Source organism: Aureimonas populi, from assembly GCF_017815515.1.
Taxonomy (GTDB): domain Bacteria; phylum Pseudomonadota; class Alphaproteobacteria; order Rhizobiales; family Rhizobiaceae; genus Aureimonas; species Aureimonas populi.
Window position 1 is genome coordinate 791,454 of the sequence record NZ_CP072611.1, and the last position, 16,716, is coordinate 808,169.

General features: G+C 67.6%; 14 protein-coding genes. 6 read left to right on the top strand and 8 right to left on the bottom strand.

The features are described from left to right. Positions 1-54: 54 nt before the first annotated feature. On the top strand, positions 55-1,128 hold the full coding sequence (locus tag J7654_RS03690; protein WP_209738317.1) for a glycosyltransferase: 1,074 nt from the start codon (positions 55-57) through the stop codon (positions 1,126-1,128). Positions 1,129-1,168: 40 nt separating this feature from the next. On the opposite strand, the gene J7654_RS03695 is transcribed toward J7654_RS03690, so the two are convergent. The 3 genes from J7654_RS03695 to J7654_RS03705 form a co-directional block, all read right to left on the bottom strand. Continuing rightward, a complete protein-coding gene (locus J7654_RS03695; RefSeq protein ID WP_209738319.1) occupies positions 1,169-2,047 on the bottom strand; it encodes a glycosyltransferase family 2 protein in 879 nt (292 codons plus the stop codon). Between the two features lie 98 nt (positions 2,048-2,145). Beyond that, complete coding sequence (locus J7654_RS03700; protein ID WP_209738321.1) at positions 2,146-3,003, bottom strand: glycosyltransferase; 858 nt, start codon at positions 3,001-3,003, stop codon at positions 2,146-2,148. A 56-nt stretch (positions 3,004-3,059) separates the two neighbouring features. Continuing rightward, positions 3,060-4,475, bottom strand: coding sequence for a lipopolysaccharide biosynthesis protein (locus J7654_RS03705; RefSeq protein ID WP_245195621.1), 1,416 nt, complete (start codon positions 4,473-4,475; stop codon positions 3,060-3,062). 456 nt (positions 4,476-4,931) lie between these two features. Here J7654_RS03705 and J7654_RS03710 point away from each other — a divergent pair, with 456 nt between their 5' ends. After that, a complete protein-coding gene (locus J7654_RS03710) occupies positions 4,932-6,101 on the top strand; it encodes a nucleotide sugar dehydrogenase (protein WP_209738322.1) in 1,170 nt (389 codons plus the stop codon). A gap of 168 nt (positions 6,102-6,269) precedes the next feature. Here the strand turns inward: J7654_RS03710 and J7654_RS03715 are convergent, their stop codons facing one another. The 4 genes from J7654_RS03715 to J7654_RS03730 all read right to left on the bottom strand — a co-directional run bounded on the left by J7654_RS03715 (position 6,270) and on the right by J7654_RS03730 (position 10,849). Further along, positions 6,270-7,079 carry an IclR family transcriptional regulator gene (locus tag J7654_RS03715; protein WP_209738323.1) on the bottom strand — a complete coding sequence of 270 codons (810 nt, stop codon included), beginning with the start codon at positions 7,077-7,079 and terminating at the stop codon, positions 6,270-6,272. A gap of 102 nt (positions 7,080-7,181) precedes the next feature. Beyond that, positions 7,182-8,567 (bottom strand): TRAP transporter large permease, encoded by a 1,386-nt coding sequence (locus tag J7654_RS03720; RefSeq protein WP_245195622.1) that lies wholly within the window; start codon positions 8,565-8,567, stop codon positions 7,182-7,184. 89 nt (positions 8,568-8,656) lie between these two features. Continuing rightward, positions 8,657-9,676, bottom strand: a complete 1,020-nt coding sequence (locus tag J7654_RS03725; RefSeq protein ID WP_209738324.1) for a TRAP transporter small permease subunit — start codon at positions 9,674-9,676, stop codon at positions 8,657-8,659. Positions 9,677-9,820: 144 nt separating this feature from the next. Continuing rightward, entirely contained in the window at positions 9,821-10,849 is a 1,029-nt protein-coding gene (locus tag J7654_RS03730) for a TRAP transporter substrate-binding protein (RefSeq protein ID WP_209738325.1), read from the bottom strand. A 339-nt stretch (positions 10,850-11,188) separates the two neighbouring features. On the opposite strand from J7654_RS03730, the gene J7654_RS03735 reads away from it, so the two are divergent. From J7654_RS03735 to J7654_RS03750, 4 genes are all read left to right on the top strand, one after another. Next, the gene (locus J7654_RS03735; RefSeq protein WP_209738326.1) at positions 11,189-12,016 is read left to right on the top strand and encodes an HTD2 family dehydratase; all 828 of its coding nucleotides are present in this window, start codon (positions 11,189-11,191) and stop codon (positions 12,014-12,016) included. Beyond that, on the top strand, positions 12,013-13,215 hold the full coding sequence (locus J7654_RS03740) for a CaiB/BaiF CoA transferase family protein (RefSeq protein WP_209738328.1): 1,203 nt from the start codon (positions 12,013-12,015) through the stop codon (positions 13,213-13,215). The genes J7654_RS03735 and J7654_RS03740 overlap by 4 nt, the downstream gene beginning before the upstream one ends. 112 nt (positions 13,216-13,327) lie before the next feature. Beyond that, positions 13,328-14,110: an SDR family NAD(P)-dependent oxidoreductase gene (locus J7654_RS03745; protein WP_209738330.1), complete on the top strand. Its 783-nt coding sequence runs from the start codon at positions 13,328-13,330 to the stop codon at positions 14,108-14,110. Between the two features lie 41 nt (positions 14,111-14,151). Continuing rightward, positions 14,152-14,577: a VOC family protein gene (locus tag J7654_RS03750; protein ID WP_209738332.1), complete on the top strand. Its 426-nt coding sequence runs from the start codon at positions 14,152-14,154 to the stop codon at positions 14,575-14,577. 26 nt (positions 14,578-14,603) lie between these two features. Here the strand turns inward: J7654_RS03750 and J7654_RS03755 are convergent, their stop codons facing one another. Then, complete coding sequence (locus tag J7654_RS03755) at positions 14,604-16,712, bottom strand: acetate--CoA ligase family protein (protein WP_209738334.1); 2,109 nt, start codon at positions 16,710-16,712, stop codon at positions 14,604-14,606. Positions 16,713-16,716: the final 4 nt, after the last annotated feature.

The window sequence follows — 16,716 nt, forward strand, 5'->3', positions numbered from 1 at the left end:
CGGAAGACCGCCAGGGCGAACGGCGGTTTCTCGGACAGGCTTTGAGGAAATGGCATGAAAATCCTGCTGGCGACGGCGCATCCTTATATTCCCGAGATCGCCGGAGGCGCGCAGTCGAGCACGCACGACCTGGCGAGCGAATTCGTCCATCGCGGCCATGAGGTCAGCGTCCTTTCCGGGCTGATCGGAATCGGATGGCGCGGGCTGCGAAGCCGCCTGGCGCTGAAGCTCGGCCCGAAGAAATATGTCGTCGACGCGGGGCCGGGATACCCCGTGTACCGGGCGTGGTTCGCCTGGGACGTGGCGGCGGAGGTGGCCGAGCGCGTGGGCGCGGAGGCCATCGTGCTCCAGTCGGGCTTTCCGGTGAGGATGGCAAAAGCGCTGGAAGGGGTGAGCGGCGCCCTCTCCATCTACCTGCGCAATGTGGAGCTGGAAGACCTCGGGGGTGATCTGCGCGAGCTGGAGGGCGTCTCCTACATCGCCAACTCGAGCTTCACGGCCACGCGTTTCAACGAGATGTTCGGCATCCACCCGAAGGTGGTCTACCCGCTGATCCGGCGCGAGAACTACGAGACCGAAACGAGCCGCGAGAACGTCACCTTCATCAACCCGCATCCGCACAAAGGCCTCGACGTGGCGCTCTCGATCGCCGAACGCTGCCCGGAAATTCCTTTCGTCTTCGTGGAGGCATGGACCCTGGAGCCGGACGAGAAGAGCTATCTGATGAAGCATCTCGCCCGGTTGCCGAACGTCACCCTCAGGCCACCGACGCGCGACATGAAATCCGTCTACGGGAAGGCAAGGATCGTGCTGGCGCCGAGCCAGTGGGAGGAGGCGTTCGGGCGCATTGCGGTGGAGGCGCATTTCAGCGGCATTCCGCTCGTCGCCTCGCGCTGCGGCGGGCTGCCTGAAGCAGTCGGCCCGGGCGGCATCCTGCTCGATCCCAAGGCGCCGGCCGAGCTGTGGGCCGAGGCCGTCAAGCGCCTGTGGCACGACCATGACTTCTACGAGGAGACGTCCAAGGCGGCACGGCTCTATTCGCACCGCCCGGAGATGAACAGGGCCGACCAGATCGACGCCCTGCTTTCCGTCTTCGGCCGGCAGGATGGCGCGCGAGCGCCCGTTTGAGAAGCCTTGCCGGCCGCTCGGCTCGCGTGGCGCCGAAGCGCTACGAGCGATAAGGCGGCCGGCCCGCCGAAAGCCGCAGGACTTCGAAATGGGCGGCCAGCATCAGGACCCCGATCACGCCGATCACGCCCATTTTGGCCCAGCTTTCCATGTTTGAACGGATCGTCCAGCGTGCCTGATCCATCGCTTCGCGCGTGAACCGCCAGATGGGTTCGGCCGGTCCCTTCGCGCTCATGTCGTCGAGTTGCCAGCGGCCGCCCACGACCCTGCGGCGCTTGCGAACGAGCTCGCGAAGCGTCGCCCGCGTCGGATGGCCCACGATCATCTCCGGCACATAGACGAGCTCGTGCCCCGCCGCGACCATCCGCCGGGAGCACTCCACGTCTCCGCCCGAGAGAACCTCCTGGTTGAAGCCGCCGATGGCGCGCAGATCGTCCCGCCGGCACAGCCAGTTGGCGGTGACGCAATGGCCGAACTCGACATTGACCTTCTGGTTGAAGGCCGTCAGCTCCTCGTAGCGGGCGCCGAAGAGCCCGGCCCCCTCCTCGCGGAACAGCGCGACATGGCCGGCATAGAGGCCCGCCTCGGGGCGGCGCTCGATGACGGCCAGCGCTTGCGCCACCCATTCGCGGTCGGGCACGCAATCCCCGTCCGTGAAGAGCACATACTCGCCCCGCGCCACCGCGAGCGCGCGGTTGCGCGCGCGGTAGGAGCCGGGAAGCGGTTCGGACAGAAGGGTGACGAAATCGAACTTGCGCACCGCCTCGGCCGTGCCGTCCGTCGATCCGTTGTCCACCACGATCACCTCGAAGCGCTCGCGCGGCGCGCTCTGCCCGGCAATCGCCTCAAGCGTCATGGCAATGCGGCGCTCGCAGTTCCAGGCCGGGATGATGATGGTGAGAAAGGGGTCGGATTCCATGGATTCAAATCACCCTTCGGTCGGCGCTGCCCCCGCGGACGGGACGACGCACGAGAACTCCCCGCGCGGCGCCCGGCCTTCCGGGATATGAAACGGTGTTACGGAACAAGCCCGTAGGCCTCTTCCATGCTCCGAATCTGAATGTTGTTCTGGTCCTTGTAGACATTCTCATGAAACAGGGCGACCGACTGGGACTGGGGCCAGGAGAGAATATGGAACCTGGCTTCCGCCTGAATCTGCGGGGTGCCGGCCAGCCGGGCCATCCAGAAGAACCAGATGTCGTCCCCTTGCGGGCACAATCTCATGAAGGCCGCCTCGTCCAGCACGGCGTCCGCAAATCCGTTCGGCGGGTAGAGGACGCCGCCGACGCCGGTCGGGAAAATCCGCGTCTCGTCCGATGGCGCGCGGATATGGGACGTTTGCAGGTCCCATTCCAGATAGGGCAAGGCGCGCCCCGAAGCGTCCAGCCTCAGAAGATGGGCTCGGCCCGCGACCACATGGGGGCCGTGGGCGTAGACTTGCGAGACGAGGCCCTCCAGCCAGTGGGGCGGATAGTAGACGTCGTCGTCGGCGGTCACGAAATAGGACGGCCCGAAAGCGTGGAGCGCCGGTATCAGCTTCTTGTAGGAGCGCAGATCCGCGCATGTGCGGATCTCCAGCCCGAACGCCTTCAGCGACAGGACTTCGGGCGGAAGCTCGGCGAGGTCGCCTTCCGCGATCCACAGAATCGTCCTGTCGGGCCGGATCGTCTGGTCCAGAAGGCTCCTGATCGTCGATCCCAGCGTGGGGAAGCGAAGGGGATAGGATGTCAGCGTCACGATGAGCGGCGCATCCAGCGTGTGGGGCTTGCGCTCGGCGAGGGTCGGAAACCGGGAAACGGCGTCGATCGCCTCGCGCAGGCGACGCTTGTGCGCCCGCTCCGCAAACCATTGCTGTATTCTCCAGACGCCACGCACGGTCGTTACCCTGTCCTTTTACGTCGCATGATGAAGCATGAGAGGCGCGCGGCGTCTCATGAGAACGCGGGAATCCTGCTTCGAACCATCTGCGCGCCGTCCAGAATGACAGCGCGTCCGGGCGCGAAGAGGAGCGCGAAGGCCGAAACCGACGCATAGGCCAGCACCCCGCAAGCCAGGAGAGCGACGAGCGGGCTGTCCGGCAGATAGGGCCGCGCCAGCCAGAGCAGGCCGACCGCGAGATGGGCCCCGACCACGAAGGGAAAGGCCACGCGAACCATGTCCGCCGCCCGGACCGGGCCGGACCTGCCGAGATAGAGCCAGAGAAGCGGTGTCCTGAGATACTCGCTCACGGCGTAGGCGGCGGCCATGCCGAAGGCGCCGTAGGGAAGGCCGACGGCGAAGGCCGCGACCGAGGTGAGGGCCGAGAAGATGCCCCAGCGCATGAACTCGCCCGAACGCCCCTGGCTGATGAAAAGCCAGCCGGACGGGTTGTTCAGCGGCTGCATGAGGCCGGCAAAGCCGAGTGCCTGGAAGATTCCCGCGCTCGCCCGCCATTGCTCGCCCAGGGCGAAGGGAATCAGGAGGTCGGCCGTGGCGATGGCGAAGGCGACACCCGGCAGCGCCACGAGAAGAAGGATGGGCGCCACGCGCAGATAGGCGTGCCTGTAGCGCTCCGGCTCATCCGTCAGGCGCGAGAGCGCCGGGACCATGACCTTCGACAGCGGATTGGTGATCTGCTGGAGGGGGAAGAGGAGGAGCTTGTAGGCCCGGTCGTAGAGCCCCAGTTCCTGATTGCCCCAGTAGCGGCCGATGAGGACGTTATCGAGATTGCGAGCGAAGAAATTGGCGAAGTTGAAGCCGGTGATGCCGGCCCCGAAATTGAGAAGGCTCCCGCCGCCTTCCACCCATCTGGGCAGGCCCGGCCGCCAGCGCGAACCGGCCCAGAGCCCGATGCAGGTGCACAGGGCGGTGGCGAGGCCGCCCGCATAGAGCGCCCAGTAGGTCCTGTCCGCCAGTGCCCAGACGATGGAGACGGCCAGGCCCGCGCAGGCCGCGAAGCTCTCCAGAATGGCGACCTTGCCGAACTCCATCCGGCGGCTGAGAAGCGCGTAATGCTGCGCCCCCGCCCCGTAGACGAGGATCTGCAGGCCCATCGCCGCGACGAGGACGCCGGCCTGGGGCTCCGCATAGAACCCCGCGACCGCCGGCGCCACCAGCACCAGGAGCCCCGCAAGGAGGGCGCTGACGCCGATATTGACCCAGAAGAGGCAGTTGACCTCCTCATGGGTGATTCCCTTCTTCTGGATCGTCGCCTGCGTCAGGCCGAGGTCCTGGAACAGGGCGACGAAGGCCAGCACCGGCGCGGCCATGGCCACGATGCCGAAATCATGCGGCAGGAGCAGGCGCGAGAGGACGATGACGGACGCGATCTGGCACGCGAGCTTCACGGCCTGCGCCACGCCGGTCACCGCCGCGCCGCGCCCTACCGATCTCGCAAGGGATCCGGGAAGCGGATCGAACCGTGTGGTGTTCCCGCCGATGGCTTCGGTTCCCTCGAAATCGCATCCTTCGCAGCCCCTTCGGTCCGGGCGGCGAACGGCTTCTGCCGTCAAACTCTCGAGTTCGGGAAGCTACGCGGAAAAATGTGGCCGCGCAGCAAAAAGTTGCGTTGCAAAAAAAGAAGTGTGAAATCAGCGCTTGGCAGTGGAACACGGCGTCCGTCAGGAACACGATGATGGCGGCACAGGCGAGCGCCCCCTCCCTCGCGGGGCCAGCCCATCGTACAGGGCTGGCGACGCCCGGCGAGGGTAAATTCGCCGGAATCGTCCTGCAGATCGCTGCGCGGAGGCGACTTGGCCCCCTCGCCCGGATACAATTCACGAAGGCCGCTCAAGGCCTCGAAACGACAAGGTTGGAGCGTCTCAATGACAAGGATCGCGGTCGCTGGAATCGGATATGTCGGACTCTCGAATGCGATCCTGCTGGCCCAGCACAACGAGGTCGTCGCCTATGATATCTCCCCGGAGCGCGTGGCGCAGATCAACGATCGCATATCGCCCCTGATCGACCCGCAGATCGAGGAGTACCTGCGCGACAAGCCACTGAAGCTGAAGGCGACGACGGACAAGGCTCAGGCCTTCCAGGACGCCGACTTCATCATCGTGGCGACGCCCACCAATTACGATCCCGAGAGCAATTATTTCGACACGAGCAGCGTCGAGGCCGTCATCAAGGACGCGCGCGGCGTCAACCGGACGGCCACGATCGTCATCAAGTCGACCGTTCCGGTGGGCTACACGAAGGGGCTGAACGCGGAACTGGGCGATCCGGACATCATCTTCTCGCCGGAATTCCTGCGCGAGGGCAAGGCGCTCTACGACAACCTCCATCCCTCCCGCATCGTGGTCGGCGCCGATACCCCCAGGGCGCGCGAATTCGCGAACCTCCTGCAGGAGGGCGCGATCAAGGAGGACGTTTCGGTGCTCTTCACCGGGCCCGGCGAAGCCGAGGCGATCAAGCTGTTCGCCAATACCTACCTCGCCATGCGCGTGGCCTATTTCAACGAGCTCGATTCCTATGCCGTGACGCACGGCATCGACACGCGCCAGATCATCGAGGGCGTCGGCCTGGATCCGCGCATCGGCAAGCACTACAACAACCCTTCCTTCGGCTATGGCGGCTATTGCCTGCCGAAGGACAGCAAACAGCTTCTGGCCAATTTCCGCGAGGTTCCGCAGAACCTCATCCAGGCGATCGTGGACGCCAATACGACGCGCAAGGATTTCCTGGCCGCCGACATCGTCGTCCGCAATCCCAATGTCGTCGGCGTCCATCGCCTCGCGATGAAGAAGGATTCCGACAATTTCCGCGCCTCCTCCATCCAGGGCATCATGAAGCGCCTGAAGGCCAAGGGCATCGAGGTCATCATCTACGAGCCCTCCTACGAGGGAACGGAGTTCTTCCGGTCCGAGATCGTCCGCGATCTCGACGAGTTCAAGCGCCGGGCCGACATCATCGTGGCCAACCGCTATTCGCCCGAGCTGGAGGATGTGCGGGCGAAGATCTACACCCGCGATATCTTCGGTACCGACTGAGCGCCGGACCATGCGGGGCTGGAAGGGGCGGCGCCCTTCCTCCGGCCCGCCCGGCGCATGGCGGGAGCCTCGAGCCTGCGCTCTTTGGGATGCGCGCCGGATCGCCGCTGCGCAACGGCGTGGCGTGCCGCACGGGCTCCGAGGCCCGTCCTGGAGTCGTGACGGACTCTAGGCCGCCGCCGCAAGGGCCCGGCCGCCCATTCTGGCCGTCAGGCACCGTGCCGCCTCGGCAAGCTCCCTCTCCACGTCGACAAGTCTGGTGCGATCGTCGATATCGAGGCGTTCCAGATAGGGGACCGTCAAGGCCGCCAGGGCATTGTGCATGGAATCCAGAACCGGGAAGCTGACCGCCTGCACGCCCCTGTACTGCCTGCTCTCCAGCGACGCGAAGCCCTTTCGCACCACCTCCTCGAGCAGCGCCTCGAACGCCGCCCTTTCCTCTCCCGGTCGTCCGGCCATGCATTCGTCGAGCCGCGCGCGCCGCACTTCCACGGACTGGAAGGCAACGAGAACCTGGCCGGACGCCGATTGCGGCACCGCGATCTGCGCGCCGACCTGGACCGCGAAGCCGATGCCGTCGGGGGCGTCCTGCTTGGCGATGACGATCTGCTTGCCGGAGCCGAACACCGTCAGGTGGCAGGCCTGCTGAAGCCGGTCGGCGAGCCCGCGCATGAGGGGCGCGGCTTCCACGATCAGCCGCTCGGTCGGCGGGTGGCGATGCGCCAGTTCGTAGAGCTTCGTCGTCAGCGTGTAGACCTCGTCGTTGAGGGCGACGTAGTTGCGGTCCACCAGGCAGTTCAGCATCCGGTAGATCTCGCCCACGCTGCGGCCCAGCTCCCGCGCGATCTCCCTCTGCGACAGGCCGCCTTCGCGGCAACTGAGAAGCTCCAGTATATCCAGCCCCTTCTCCAGCGCCGGAGCGGAATATGTGCGCGCGCCCGCCTCGGCGGGGCTGCCGTCCCCAACACGCTCGCTCATGCTCGGCCCTGCCTTTCGTCGCTCTCGCGGTGAAGGATCGCCGGCCCGCCACCCCACCCCGGAGAGAGCGAGATGGGCGGCGCCGGGCTCACCGGCGCCACCCTACCCTCCGAGGAGATAGCTCGGAAGCCACAGGACGATCGATGGGAAGAGGATGCACAGCAGGAGCCCGAGGAGTTGCAGGCCGACAAACGGCATGCTGCCCTTGTACATGTCCTGAATGCGGATCTCCGGCGGCGCGGCCCCCTTCATGAAGAAGAGCGCCAGCCCGAAGGGCGGCGTGAGGAAGCTGGTCTGCAAATTCACCGCCACGAGGATGAGGAACCAGATGACGATCGGATTGCCGACGCCGTCCCAGGAACCGATATGCCCCCCGAAGTCGAGCAGCGCGAGGATGGGGCCGAAGATCGGCAGGATGATCAGGGTGATCTCGACCCAGTCGAAGAAGAAGCCGAGCAGGAAGACCATCGCCATCAGGACGAACAGGATGGACCATGGGCCGACATTCGTCTGCATGATGAAATCGACGATCAGGCTTTCGCCGCCGATGGACTTGAAGACGAAGGCAAAAGCGGTGGCGCCGACGAAGATGCCGAAGATCATGCCGCCGGTCAGCGCCGTGCGCCGGCACACGTCGAAGAAATTCGCCCATGTGAGCTGCCGGTTGAAGGCCGCCAGCAGGATCGAGCCCAGGGCGCCGACGCCGGCCGATTCGGTGGGCGTGGCCAAGCCGAACAGAATGGAGCCGAGCACGCAGAAGATCAGGAAGGTCGGCGGCACGAAGCTGCGCAGGACCATGGACCAGAAGGCCCGGCGCGAGGCGGGCCGGATGTCGTCGGACATGGGCGGGGCCAGATGAGGCATGAAGCCGCAGACGACGAGGATGTAGATGAAATAGAGCGCCGCCAGGAGGAAGCCGGGCAGGAGCGCGGCGATGAAGAGCGTGCCGGCCGGCACGGCCATCAGGTCCGCCATGATGACCAGCATGATCGAAGGCGGCACGAGGACGCCCAGCGTGCCCGATGCGGCGATGGTGCCGGTGGCCAGGGGAATATTGTAGTTCGCCCGCATCATCACCGGAAGCGCCATCAGCGTGATCATTACCACGGAGGCGCCGATGATGCCGGTGGTGGCGGCCATGATCGTGCCCATCAGGGTGACGGCGAGGGCAAGGCCGCCGGGAATCCTGCGGAACATCACCTGCAGCGCATGCAGCAGATCCCGCGCGGCCCCCGACTTCTCCAGCATCGTGCCCATGAAGGTGAACATGGGGATCGCGACCAGCACCAGGCTTTCCATGGTGCCGCCGTAGATCCGCAAGGGGATGAGCGTGAGCTGGCTGAGCCGGAAGGAGCCCAGCATGTCGCCGAGCACCGCGAACATCAGCGCCACCCCGCCCAGCACGAAGGCGATCGGGTAGCCGGTGAACGCCAGCACCGCCAGCACGGCGAACATGACCAGTGGGAGATAGGTGACGAGACTATCCATGAACATCGTTCCTTGCGGGCAACCCGGCGGCTCACGGCATCCGAAGCGGGCGGCGGCGTGAGCGGGCGGCGCGGTTCAGGCCGCGAACCTCAGGAGGGGGTGGGTTCGGCCGGTGCCGCCGGATGAAGGTGGGAGTAGGCGTATGTGCCCGAGGCCGCCTTCAGCGAGGCCGGACCCCAGAGGAACACGATGCATCGCATCGCCACCGACATGCCGGCGAGCGCGATCAGCGAGAATCCGAGCGGCAGCATGGTCTTGATCACGAAGCGATGGTCCAGCCCGGTCTGCGCGGCCGACCTCTCGCCGATCGTGTACGAGCGCACGGCGTTCTCGATGCCGTATTTCATCACCACGTAGCAGTAGGGCACCATGAACAGGAGGCACCCGGCCAGCTCGATCATCGCCCTGGTGCGCGGCGCAAGGCCCTCGCGGACGAGTTCGATGCGCACATGCGCGTCCCGCACATAGGCGTAGCCCAGGCACAGGAGGAAGAGCGTCGCGTGCAGATGCCATTCGAGCTCCTGGACGCGCGCCGCGCTGAACATCCGGTACCACTCCGTCCGCGTGAAGGCGGGGTCGAAGCCGAGATATTTGCGCTGGATCACGTCATACATGATGGCCAGGATCAGCAGCGGCAGCAGGACGAGCGCGGAGGCCAGCCCGGTCCTCGTCAGCATGCGCGCAAGGCCGTCGCTGGCGCGCAGAAGCCGCTCGTAGCGCGCCTCGCCGCGCCCCATCCGGTACAGGAAAAGGCCGATGATCAGCGCGGTGATCGCCACCAGGAGATACGGATTGTAGGGCGCGAACGTCTCGAAATAGCCGATCAGCATTCCGGCGGCCTCGTCTCCCCGGCCCGCCGCGCGGCGCAGGGCGTTCAGCTCCCGGTCCGTGACGGTGAACGGCCCGGCGAACAGCAGCCCGAACCAGCCGAGCAGGCAGGCCGCCGCGAAGGTCGCGGGATGGGCCCGCAGGAGCGCGGCCGCCACCAGGGCGGCCAGAAGAACCGCCAGGATCGGCAGCATGACGGCCGATCCCGAAGGCAACACGACGATCGTGGCGCTCGCGGCCAGCGCGACGACGGCGGCGAGCGTGCCGGCAAGGCGAAGCATGGAACCTCCCTCAGGGTGTCGCCGCGCGCGCCAGGCTGGCGCACGGCGTTCAGAGCATTCGTCCCTTGCCGATCCCCGCCGATGCCTCGCGCATCGGCGGGGATCGGCCGGTTTCAGGACGGTGTTCGGCCTTGGTCTATGGGATCAGCGGAGATATCCGAGCTCGCGCCAGGTGGCGTAGCCGTTGCGGAACTGCGAGTAGCTTTCGTAGACGCGCGCGAAGTCCGCGTCGCGCGCGGCCTCTTCCTCCGCCACCTCTTCCCAGGCCTGGCGCAGCGCATCGAGGATCTCGTCGGAGAACGTGCGGATATTGACGCCTTTGGACTGCAACTCGTTGAGCGCCGCCACCTGAAGCGCCTCGCCCTCGGCCAGCCCGTAGGCGATATTGGCGTCGCAGACAGTCGAGATCTTCATCTGCGTCCCCTCGTCCAGCTCCTCCCAGACATCGAGATTGACCATCAGCTCCAGGAAGGTCGCCTGCTGGTGCCAGCCGGGGAAATAGTAGTTGTTGGCGACCTGGTAGAAGCCGAGGCCCAGGTCGATCGCCGGCATGGAGAACTCAGCCGCATCCAGCGTGCCCAGCTCCAGCGCCGGAAACACATCGCCGCCCGCCAGAAGCTGCGTCGAGACGCCGAGCTTCTCCATGACCCGCGCGCCGAGCCCCAGGAAGCGCATCTTCAGGCCCTGGAAATCCTCCACCGATTCGATCGGCTCGCGGAACCAGCCGGCCGCCTCCGGGGCGATGATGCCGCAGAAGAGCGAGCGGATGTTGTGGGGCTCGTAAAGCTCGTCGAACAGCTCCTGGCCGCCGCCGAACTTGATCCAGGCCAGATACTCCCCCGCCTGCGGCCCGAACGGCACGGCGGACATCAGTTGCAGGGCCGGCACGCGCCCGGCCCAGAAGCCGGGAGTGGACCACCCGGCCTCGATGGCGCCGGTGCCGACCGCGTCGAAGACCTCCAGCGCCGGAACGATCGAGCCCGGCTCGTGGAAGCTGACACTGATCTCCCCGTCGGTGATCTGGCCGATCTGGTCGGCGATACGGTGCGCGAGGGGGCCGAGCTGGGCCATCGCTCCGGGATAGGTCGATTGCAGGTTCCACGTCTCCTGGGCGCCGGCGGCCCCCGCCAGCAGGACGCCGGCCATAGCGGTGGCCGCAAAAAGCTTGGTCATGATGATCCTCCCAGATCAGGATTTCGTCCCCGCCGCCCCTGGCCGCGCAACTCGCGGACGGGCTGAACGACCCAGCCCGCGAACCCCGGCTCGCTGCGTAGACGACGAAAGCCTCCCACTCCGCCCCGTTCGGCGGATGAGGCAGGCTACCAATTTCATATATGTTGTCAACGTTGCTCATATGAAACAACGATGATAGTGAAGCTGTCGTCCCGGGTGAGGAATGAACCGGGGTCGGTCCAGCCGGCGTTTCGAACGACGGCGCCGGCTCCCGGACGCCGCCACCCGCCGGCAGTCGGGAGAACTGCCGGACTATCGTCAGTTGGGGAGGAAAAGCTGATGGATCGTCTCGACGCGAAGGTCGGGAAGCTGGTGCGCGAAGAGCGCTGTTCCCTCGGAACCGCCCGCCGCATCGCCGCCATGCTCGATCTGGACGATGGCTTCCTGCACTCGGGCGGACCGCTGCCGAGGGGATGGCAATTCGTCCTGCTGGCGGCCGGAACGCCGCGATCCTCCGTTCGCCGGGACGGCTTTCCCGGATTTGGCCTCGCATTCGAGGGCGAGGAGCTTGCGAGCCTCGTGATCGTCGGCCGCAAGGTGCGCTTCCATCGCGACATCACGATCGACGCCCCCATCCGCCGGGAGACCACGCTGGAGAAAGTGCGCCCGGCACAGGGCGCCTCGGGCCGCTCGGTGCTCGTCACCGTCGCCCACGAGCTGCATGACGACGCGTCCGCCACGCCGCTCCTGCGGGAAACGCAGACCTATCTCCTGCGCGAGCGCACGCGTTACGAGCCCGCGCCGCCGGCCGGGAACCCGCCAGCCTTCGAGGCCTCACACACGCCGGACGACATCCTGCTCTTCCAGTACTCGGCGCTGGGCTTCAACTCCCACAAGATCCATATCGACAGGAGCTACGCCCGCGACGTGGAGGGCTTTCCCGATCTGGTGGTGAATGGCGGGCTTTCCACGCTGCTTCTCACCGAATTCGCCAGATGCCGGCTCGGGCTGCGGCTCGCAGGGCTGTCGGCCTCGCACCTCTCGCCGCTCTTCTGCGACCGGCCGATGCGCATTGCCTCACGCACGGAAGGCGGCGAGCTTCTTCTCGAAGCCTATGACGAGGCCGGGCGTCTCGCCGCGCGGGTCGCGGGGGAGATCGAGCCGTGAGCGCCCTTCTCGACGGCGTTCGCGTCCTCGACCTCACCACGGTGGTCGTCGGCCCCGTCTGCACATGGCGGCTGGCGCAATACGGAGCAGAGATCATCAAGCTCGAATCGCCGGGCGGGGACCTGATGCGCGGCCTGGGCGGGCCGTCGCCCTCCGGCCGGCATTCGGGCGCCTATCTTCACATGAACCGCGGCAAGCGGAACATCTGCCTCGACCTGAAGAAGCCCCAGTCGCGCGCCGCGCTGGACCGCCTGATCGAATGGTGCGACGTCCTCGTCTGCAACATGCGCCCCTCGGCGCTCCGGCGTCTCGGCCTCGATGCCGAGACGGTGCGCGGGCAGTATGCGGACAAGATCCACTGCACCATCACCGGCTATGGCGAGGACGGGCCCTATGCGGGCCAGCCCGCCTATGACAGCGTGGTCCAGGGCGCCTCGGGCGTGGCGGGCCTCAGCCTCCTGCGCGACGGCGCCCCCAGCTACGTGCCTCTCTTGATCTGCGACCATGTGGTGGGGGAGATCGCCGCCGGGGCGATCATGGCCGCCCTGGCCGGCCGCGATCGCGGAGGAACCGGCGCCACCCTCGAGGTGCCCATGTTCGAGACGATGGCGGGCTTCGTCCTGCAGGAGCATCTCGCCCAGAAGAGCTTCGATCCGCCGACCGGGCCGGCCGGCGACCGGCGCCTGCTGAACCCCAACAACAGGCCGCTGCGGACCGCCGACGGCTGGATTTCCGTCACCGCCAACACGGACCCGCAGGTCAGGGCGTTCCTCACCGCCGTGGGCCGGCAGGAGCTTCTGGACGATCCGCGCTTTGCGAGCGTTGCCGCGCGCGCCGAAAATGTCGACGAATGGTTCGCGGTGCGGGGCGCGGCGCTGTCGAGCAAGACCACCGCCGAATGGATGGCGCTGTTCCTGGCCGCCGATGTCGCCGCCATGCCCTGCCATACGCTCGACAGCCTGATCGAGGACCCGCATCTGTCGGCGGTCGGAATGCTCGCTTCCGAAAGCCATCCCGAGGAAGGCGCCGTGACCGCCATCCGCTCCTCGGTCATCGTCGATCGCAGGACGCTGCCCTTGCAGGACGCGGCCCGCGGCCTCGGGGCCGACACCGCCCCCATCCTTTCCGGCCTCGGCTTCGACGAGGACTGGATCGCCGCGGCCATCGCGGCGGGCGCCGCTGTCGGCGGGCCGGACTGAGCCCCATGGGCGGCGCGGGCTTTCAACACACCAATGCCGGCCTGCCGATCCCGGCCGACCGGGCGCATGGCCATCGACGAGGGAGGAAACGTATGCCTGAGGGAGAACGGTCTTGAGCAAGGGGCTTCTGGAAGGAAAAGTCTGCATCGTGACGGGCGTCTTCTCGGAGCGGGGAATCGGCTTCGCCACGGCGCGCCTCTTTGCGGCGCACGGCGCACGCGTGGCCATGGTCGACATCGCCTTGGACGAGGAGCGCGAGGTCGCCCTGCGCGAGGCCATCGCCCAGGCCGCCGGGCCGGGCGCGGTCGTAAAAGGGTACAAATGCGACCTGTCGTCCGAGGAGGAATGCGCGCGGCTGGCCGATGCGGTGGAAAGCCGCTTCGGACGGATCGATGTCGCGCTGAACGGCGCGGCCATCGTCGTGGCCAAGCCGACCATGGAGATCTCGTCGGCCGAGTTCGACCGGATGACGGCCGTCAATCTTCGCGGCACCTTCAACTTCTGCCAGGCGGTGCTGGCCAAGATGCTCGCCAGGCGGGCCGGCTCCATCATCAACCTGGCCTCCGTGGCGGCGCAACGCGGCGGAGGGCTCGTCGGCGGCGCGCACTACGCCGCGTCCAAGGGCGGGGTCGTCAGCTTCACCAAGTCCATCGCGCGCGAATTCGGCCCGCAGGGCATAAGGGCCAATGCGGTCTGCCCCTCGCTGACAGAGACCGCCGTGCTCGACGGCAAGATTTCCCGCGAGCAGATCGACGAGATCATCTCCGCCATTCCCATGCGGCGGGCCGGGACGCCGGACGACATCGCCGGCGCATGCCTGTTCCTCGCTTCCGACCTGTCGAGCTACGTCACCGGCGCGACGATCGACGTCAACGGCGGAAGCCACATTCACTGACCCCCTCGCAACGCATCACAATCCGGCAGCGGAGAACGACCATGAAAATGGACCTGCATCACGTCAATATCTGCGGCACCGACGTGCCGCGCCTGCGCGCCTTCTATTCGCGCGTCTTCGGCCTTGCGGAGGCGGCCACGAGCAGCGGCGACCAGATCGCCAGCCATGGCTATGACGAGGACGTGGCCTTCCTGTCCGACGGCAAGGTCGAGTTCCATCTGGCCAAGCGGGACCTTGGCGTCAGCTACCGCACGAAGCAGCCGGTCAACCCCCTGGACCGTGGCCATATCGCCTTCCGCACCGACGACATCGAGGCCTTCAAGAAGCGGCTGACGGAAGAGGGCGTGCCGTTCGCCGACTATGGCGAGTGGGCGATCAAGGGCTGGTACCAGATCTTCTTCCAGGACCCGGAAGGCACGATCATCGAAGTCCACCAGGCCGATTACGTGGCGCCCGAGGCCCGGTAGGCGGCGGCAGCCGCTCTCGCCGATGCTCAGCGGATCAGCGCGTCGAGGATGCGCACGCCCCGGCCCGCCGGCAGCACGGCGACGGGGTTGAGATCGAGCGCGGCGATGTGGTCCCCATAGGTCTCGCCGAGCCGGGAAAGGGCCGCGACAGCATCGGCGAGCGCCGGAACATCGCAGGCGGGCGCGCCGCGATAGCCGGCCAGGAGCGGGGCGAGCTTCGTTCGGCCGATCATCGCGAGGGCAGCGTCGCGATCCACCGGCAGAAGCTCGAAGGCCGCGTCCGCCACGAGTTCCACCATTACGCCGCCGATGCCCACCACGACGCCGAGCCCGAACGGCTCGTGGCGGACCAGCCCCACCAGCGCCTCGACGCCGCCGGACACCGTCTCCTGGACGAGGACGCCATGCAGTTCGGCCTGCGGCGCGTAGGCGCGGGCGTTGCGCATGATCTCCTCGAAGGCGCGCGCGGCCTGCCCGGCGTCGGCGATGGCGAGACGCACGCCGCCCGCCTCCGTCTTGTGCGGCAGGTCCGGCGAGGCGATCTTCATCACCACCGGATAGCCGATCGCCCCGGCTGCTGCGGCGGCCTCCCGAGCCGATGCGGCAAGCGTCTCGCGCGTCACGGGCAGGCCGTGCGCGGCGAGGAACGCCTTCGCCTCCCCTTCCGAAAGGCGCTTGCCGGACGAGAGGACGGCGCGCCAGCGCGGATCGGGCTCCTCGCGTGCCGTACATGCCGGAATGGGCGCCTCGCCCCGCGGCATCACATGCGCAATCGCCTTCAGCGCGGCCCGCGTGCCGTTGAGGACGAGGATGCCCTGCCCGGCCCGTTCGCGAAAGAGGCGATGATGGCCGGCGGACAGATTGCTCATCAGGACGGTCGGCATCCGCGCGCCGGCGGCGAAATCGGCGATCGCGCCGGCGATTCCCAGATACTCCCCCGCCCCCGCCTCATCGAGGCCCGGCGGCGCGTCCTGCGCGGCCACGATCAGCCCGATGGCCGGATCGGCCGCCACCGCTTCCAGCACACGCGTATAGACCGAGGCGTCGGCGAAGACGGCGCCGGTGGTGTCGAGCGGGTTCTGGGGTGTCGCGAAGGGCGGCAGCACGGATGTCAGTGTCGCGACGGTGCGCGGAGAGAAGGCCGGGAGAGCCAGGCCGTTCTCCTGCGCGATGTCGGCGACATGGGCGACCCCGCCGCCGCTGACCCCGATCACGGCAACGCCGCCGCGCGCGGGCCGGCGGTGGAGCCCGATGCACAGCGCCGCCGTCTCGACGAATTCGTCCATGTCGCCGACCTCGATGACGCCGGTGCGCCGGAACAGCGAGGCATAGGCCTCCGCGCTGCCGGCCAGCGCGCCCGTATGGGCGGCCGTGGCGCGCTGGCCGGCGGCCGAGCGCCCGGCGCGCAGCGCGATGACCGGCTTTCCGGCGGTGTTCACCGCCTCCATCGCGCGGGCGAAGGCCGATGGGTCGCGCAACGCCTCCATGACGAGGCCGATGGCGCGCGTCTGATCGTCCCCGGCCAGGAAGGCCAGATAGTCGGGCAGGTCGCTCGCCGCGCCGTTGCCGCAGGAGACGACCGTGCTCAGGCCCAGCCGCCCCGTACCGGAGAGCGCGATCGCGCTTGCTCCCGAATGCGACACCAGTGCCAGCGCACCGGGCGCCAGCGTGCCGGACAGGGTGGACGAATAGAGCGCCGCGCCCGAATGCAGGTTGAACAGGCCAAGGCAGTTGGGGCCGCAGACCGCCATGCCGTGGCGCCGCGCGATGGCGACCAGTTCGTCCTGGCGCTCGCGCCCGGCCGCGTCCAGCTCGGCAAAGCCCGAGGCGAGCACGACGGCGGCCTTGATTCCGGCGGCCCCCGCCTCCTCCAGCACGCCGTTGACGTGCTGCGCGGCGATGGCGAGCACGGCGACGTCCGGCGTGCGGTCGAGATCGGCGATGGAGCGCGCCGCCGGGAGGCCGAAGACCGTTCCGCCGCGCGGATGGACCGGCAGGATCGGGCCGGCGAACCCGCGCGCCAGGAGATTGCGCATCACGAAGGAAGAGGAGGCGTCGGCGCGTTCGCTCGCGCCGATCACGGCGACGGAGCGCGGCGCCATCAGGGCCGCCATGGCGTGCGGGGGAGCGGGCATCGGC

Bases quoted from the DNA above. Each gene is read 5' to 3' on its own strand.
- J7654_RS03690 (WP_209738317.1), top strand. From the start codon at position 55: ATGAAAATCCTGCTGGCGACGGCGCATCCTTATATTCCCGAGATCGCC.
- J7654_RS03695 (WP_209738319.1), bottom strand. From the start codon at position 2,047: ATGGAATCCGACCCCTTTCTCACCATCATCATCCCGGCCTGGAACTGC.
- J7654_RS03710 (WP_209738322.1), top strand. From the start codon at position 4,932: ATGACAAGGATCGCGGTCGCTGGAATCGGATATGTCGGACTCTCGAAT.
- J7654_RS03715 (WP_209738323.1), bottom strand. From the start codon at position 7,079: ATGAGCGAGCGTGTTGGGGACGGCAGCCCCGCCGAGGCGGGCGCGCGC.
- J7654_RS03720 (WP_245195622.1), bottom strand. From the start codon at position 8,567: ATGGATAGTCTCGTCACCTATCTCCCACTGGTCATGTTCGCCGTGCTG.
- J7654_RS03725 (WP_209738324.1), bottom strand. From the start codon at position 9,676: ATGCTTCGCCTTGCCGGCACGCTCGCCGCCGTCGTCGCGCTGGCCGCG.
- J7654_RS03730 (WP_209738325.1), bottom strand. From the start codon at position 10,849: ATGACCAAGCTTTTTGCGGCCACCGCTATGGCCGGCGTCCTGCTGGCG.
- J7654_RS03735 (WP_209738326.1), top strand. From the start codon at position 11,189: ATGGATCGTCTCGACGCGAAGGTCGGGAAGCTGGTGCGCGAAGAGCGC.
- J7654_RS03750 (WP_209738332.1), top strand. From the start codon at position 14,152: ATGAAAATGGACCTGCATCACGTCAATATCTGCGGCACCGACGTGCCG.
- J7654_RS03755 (WP_209738334.1), bottom strand. From the start codon at position 16,712: ATGCCCGCTCCCCCGCACGCCATGGCGGCCCTGATGGCGCCGCGCTCC.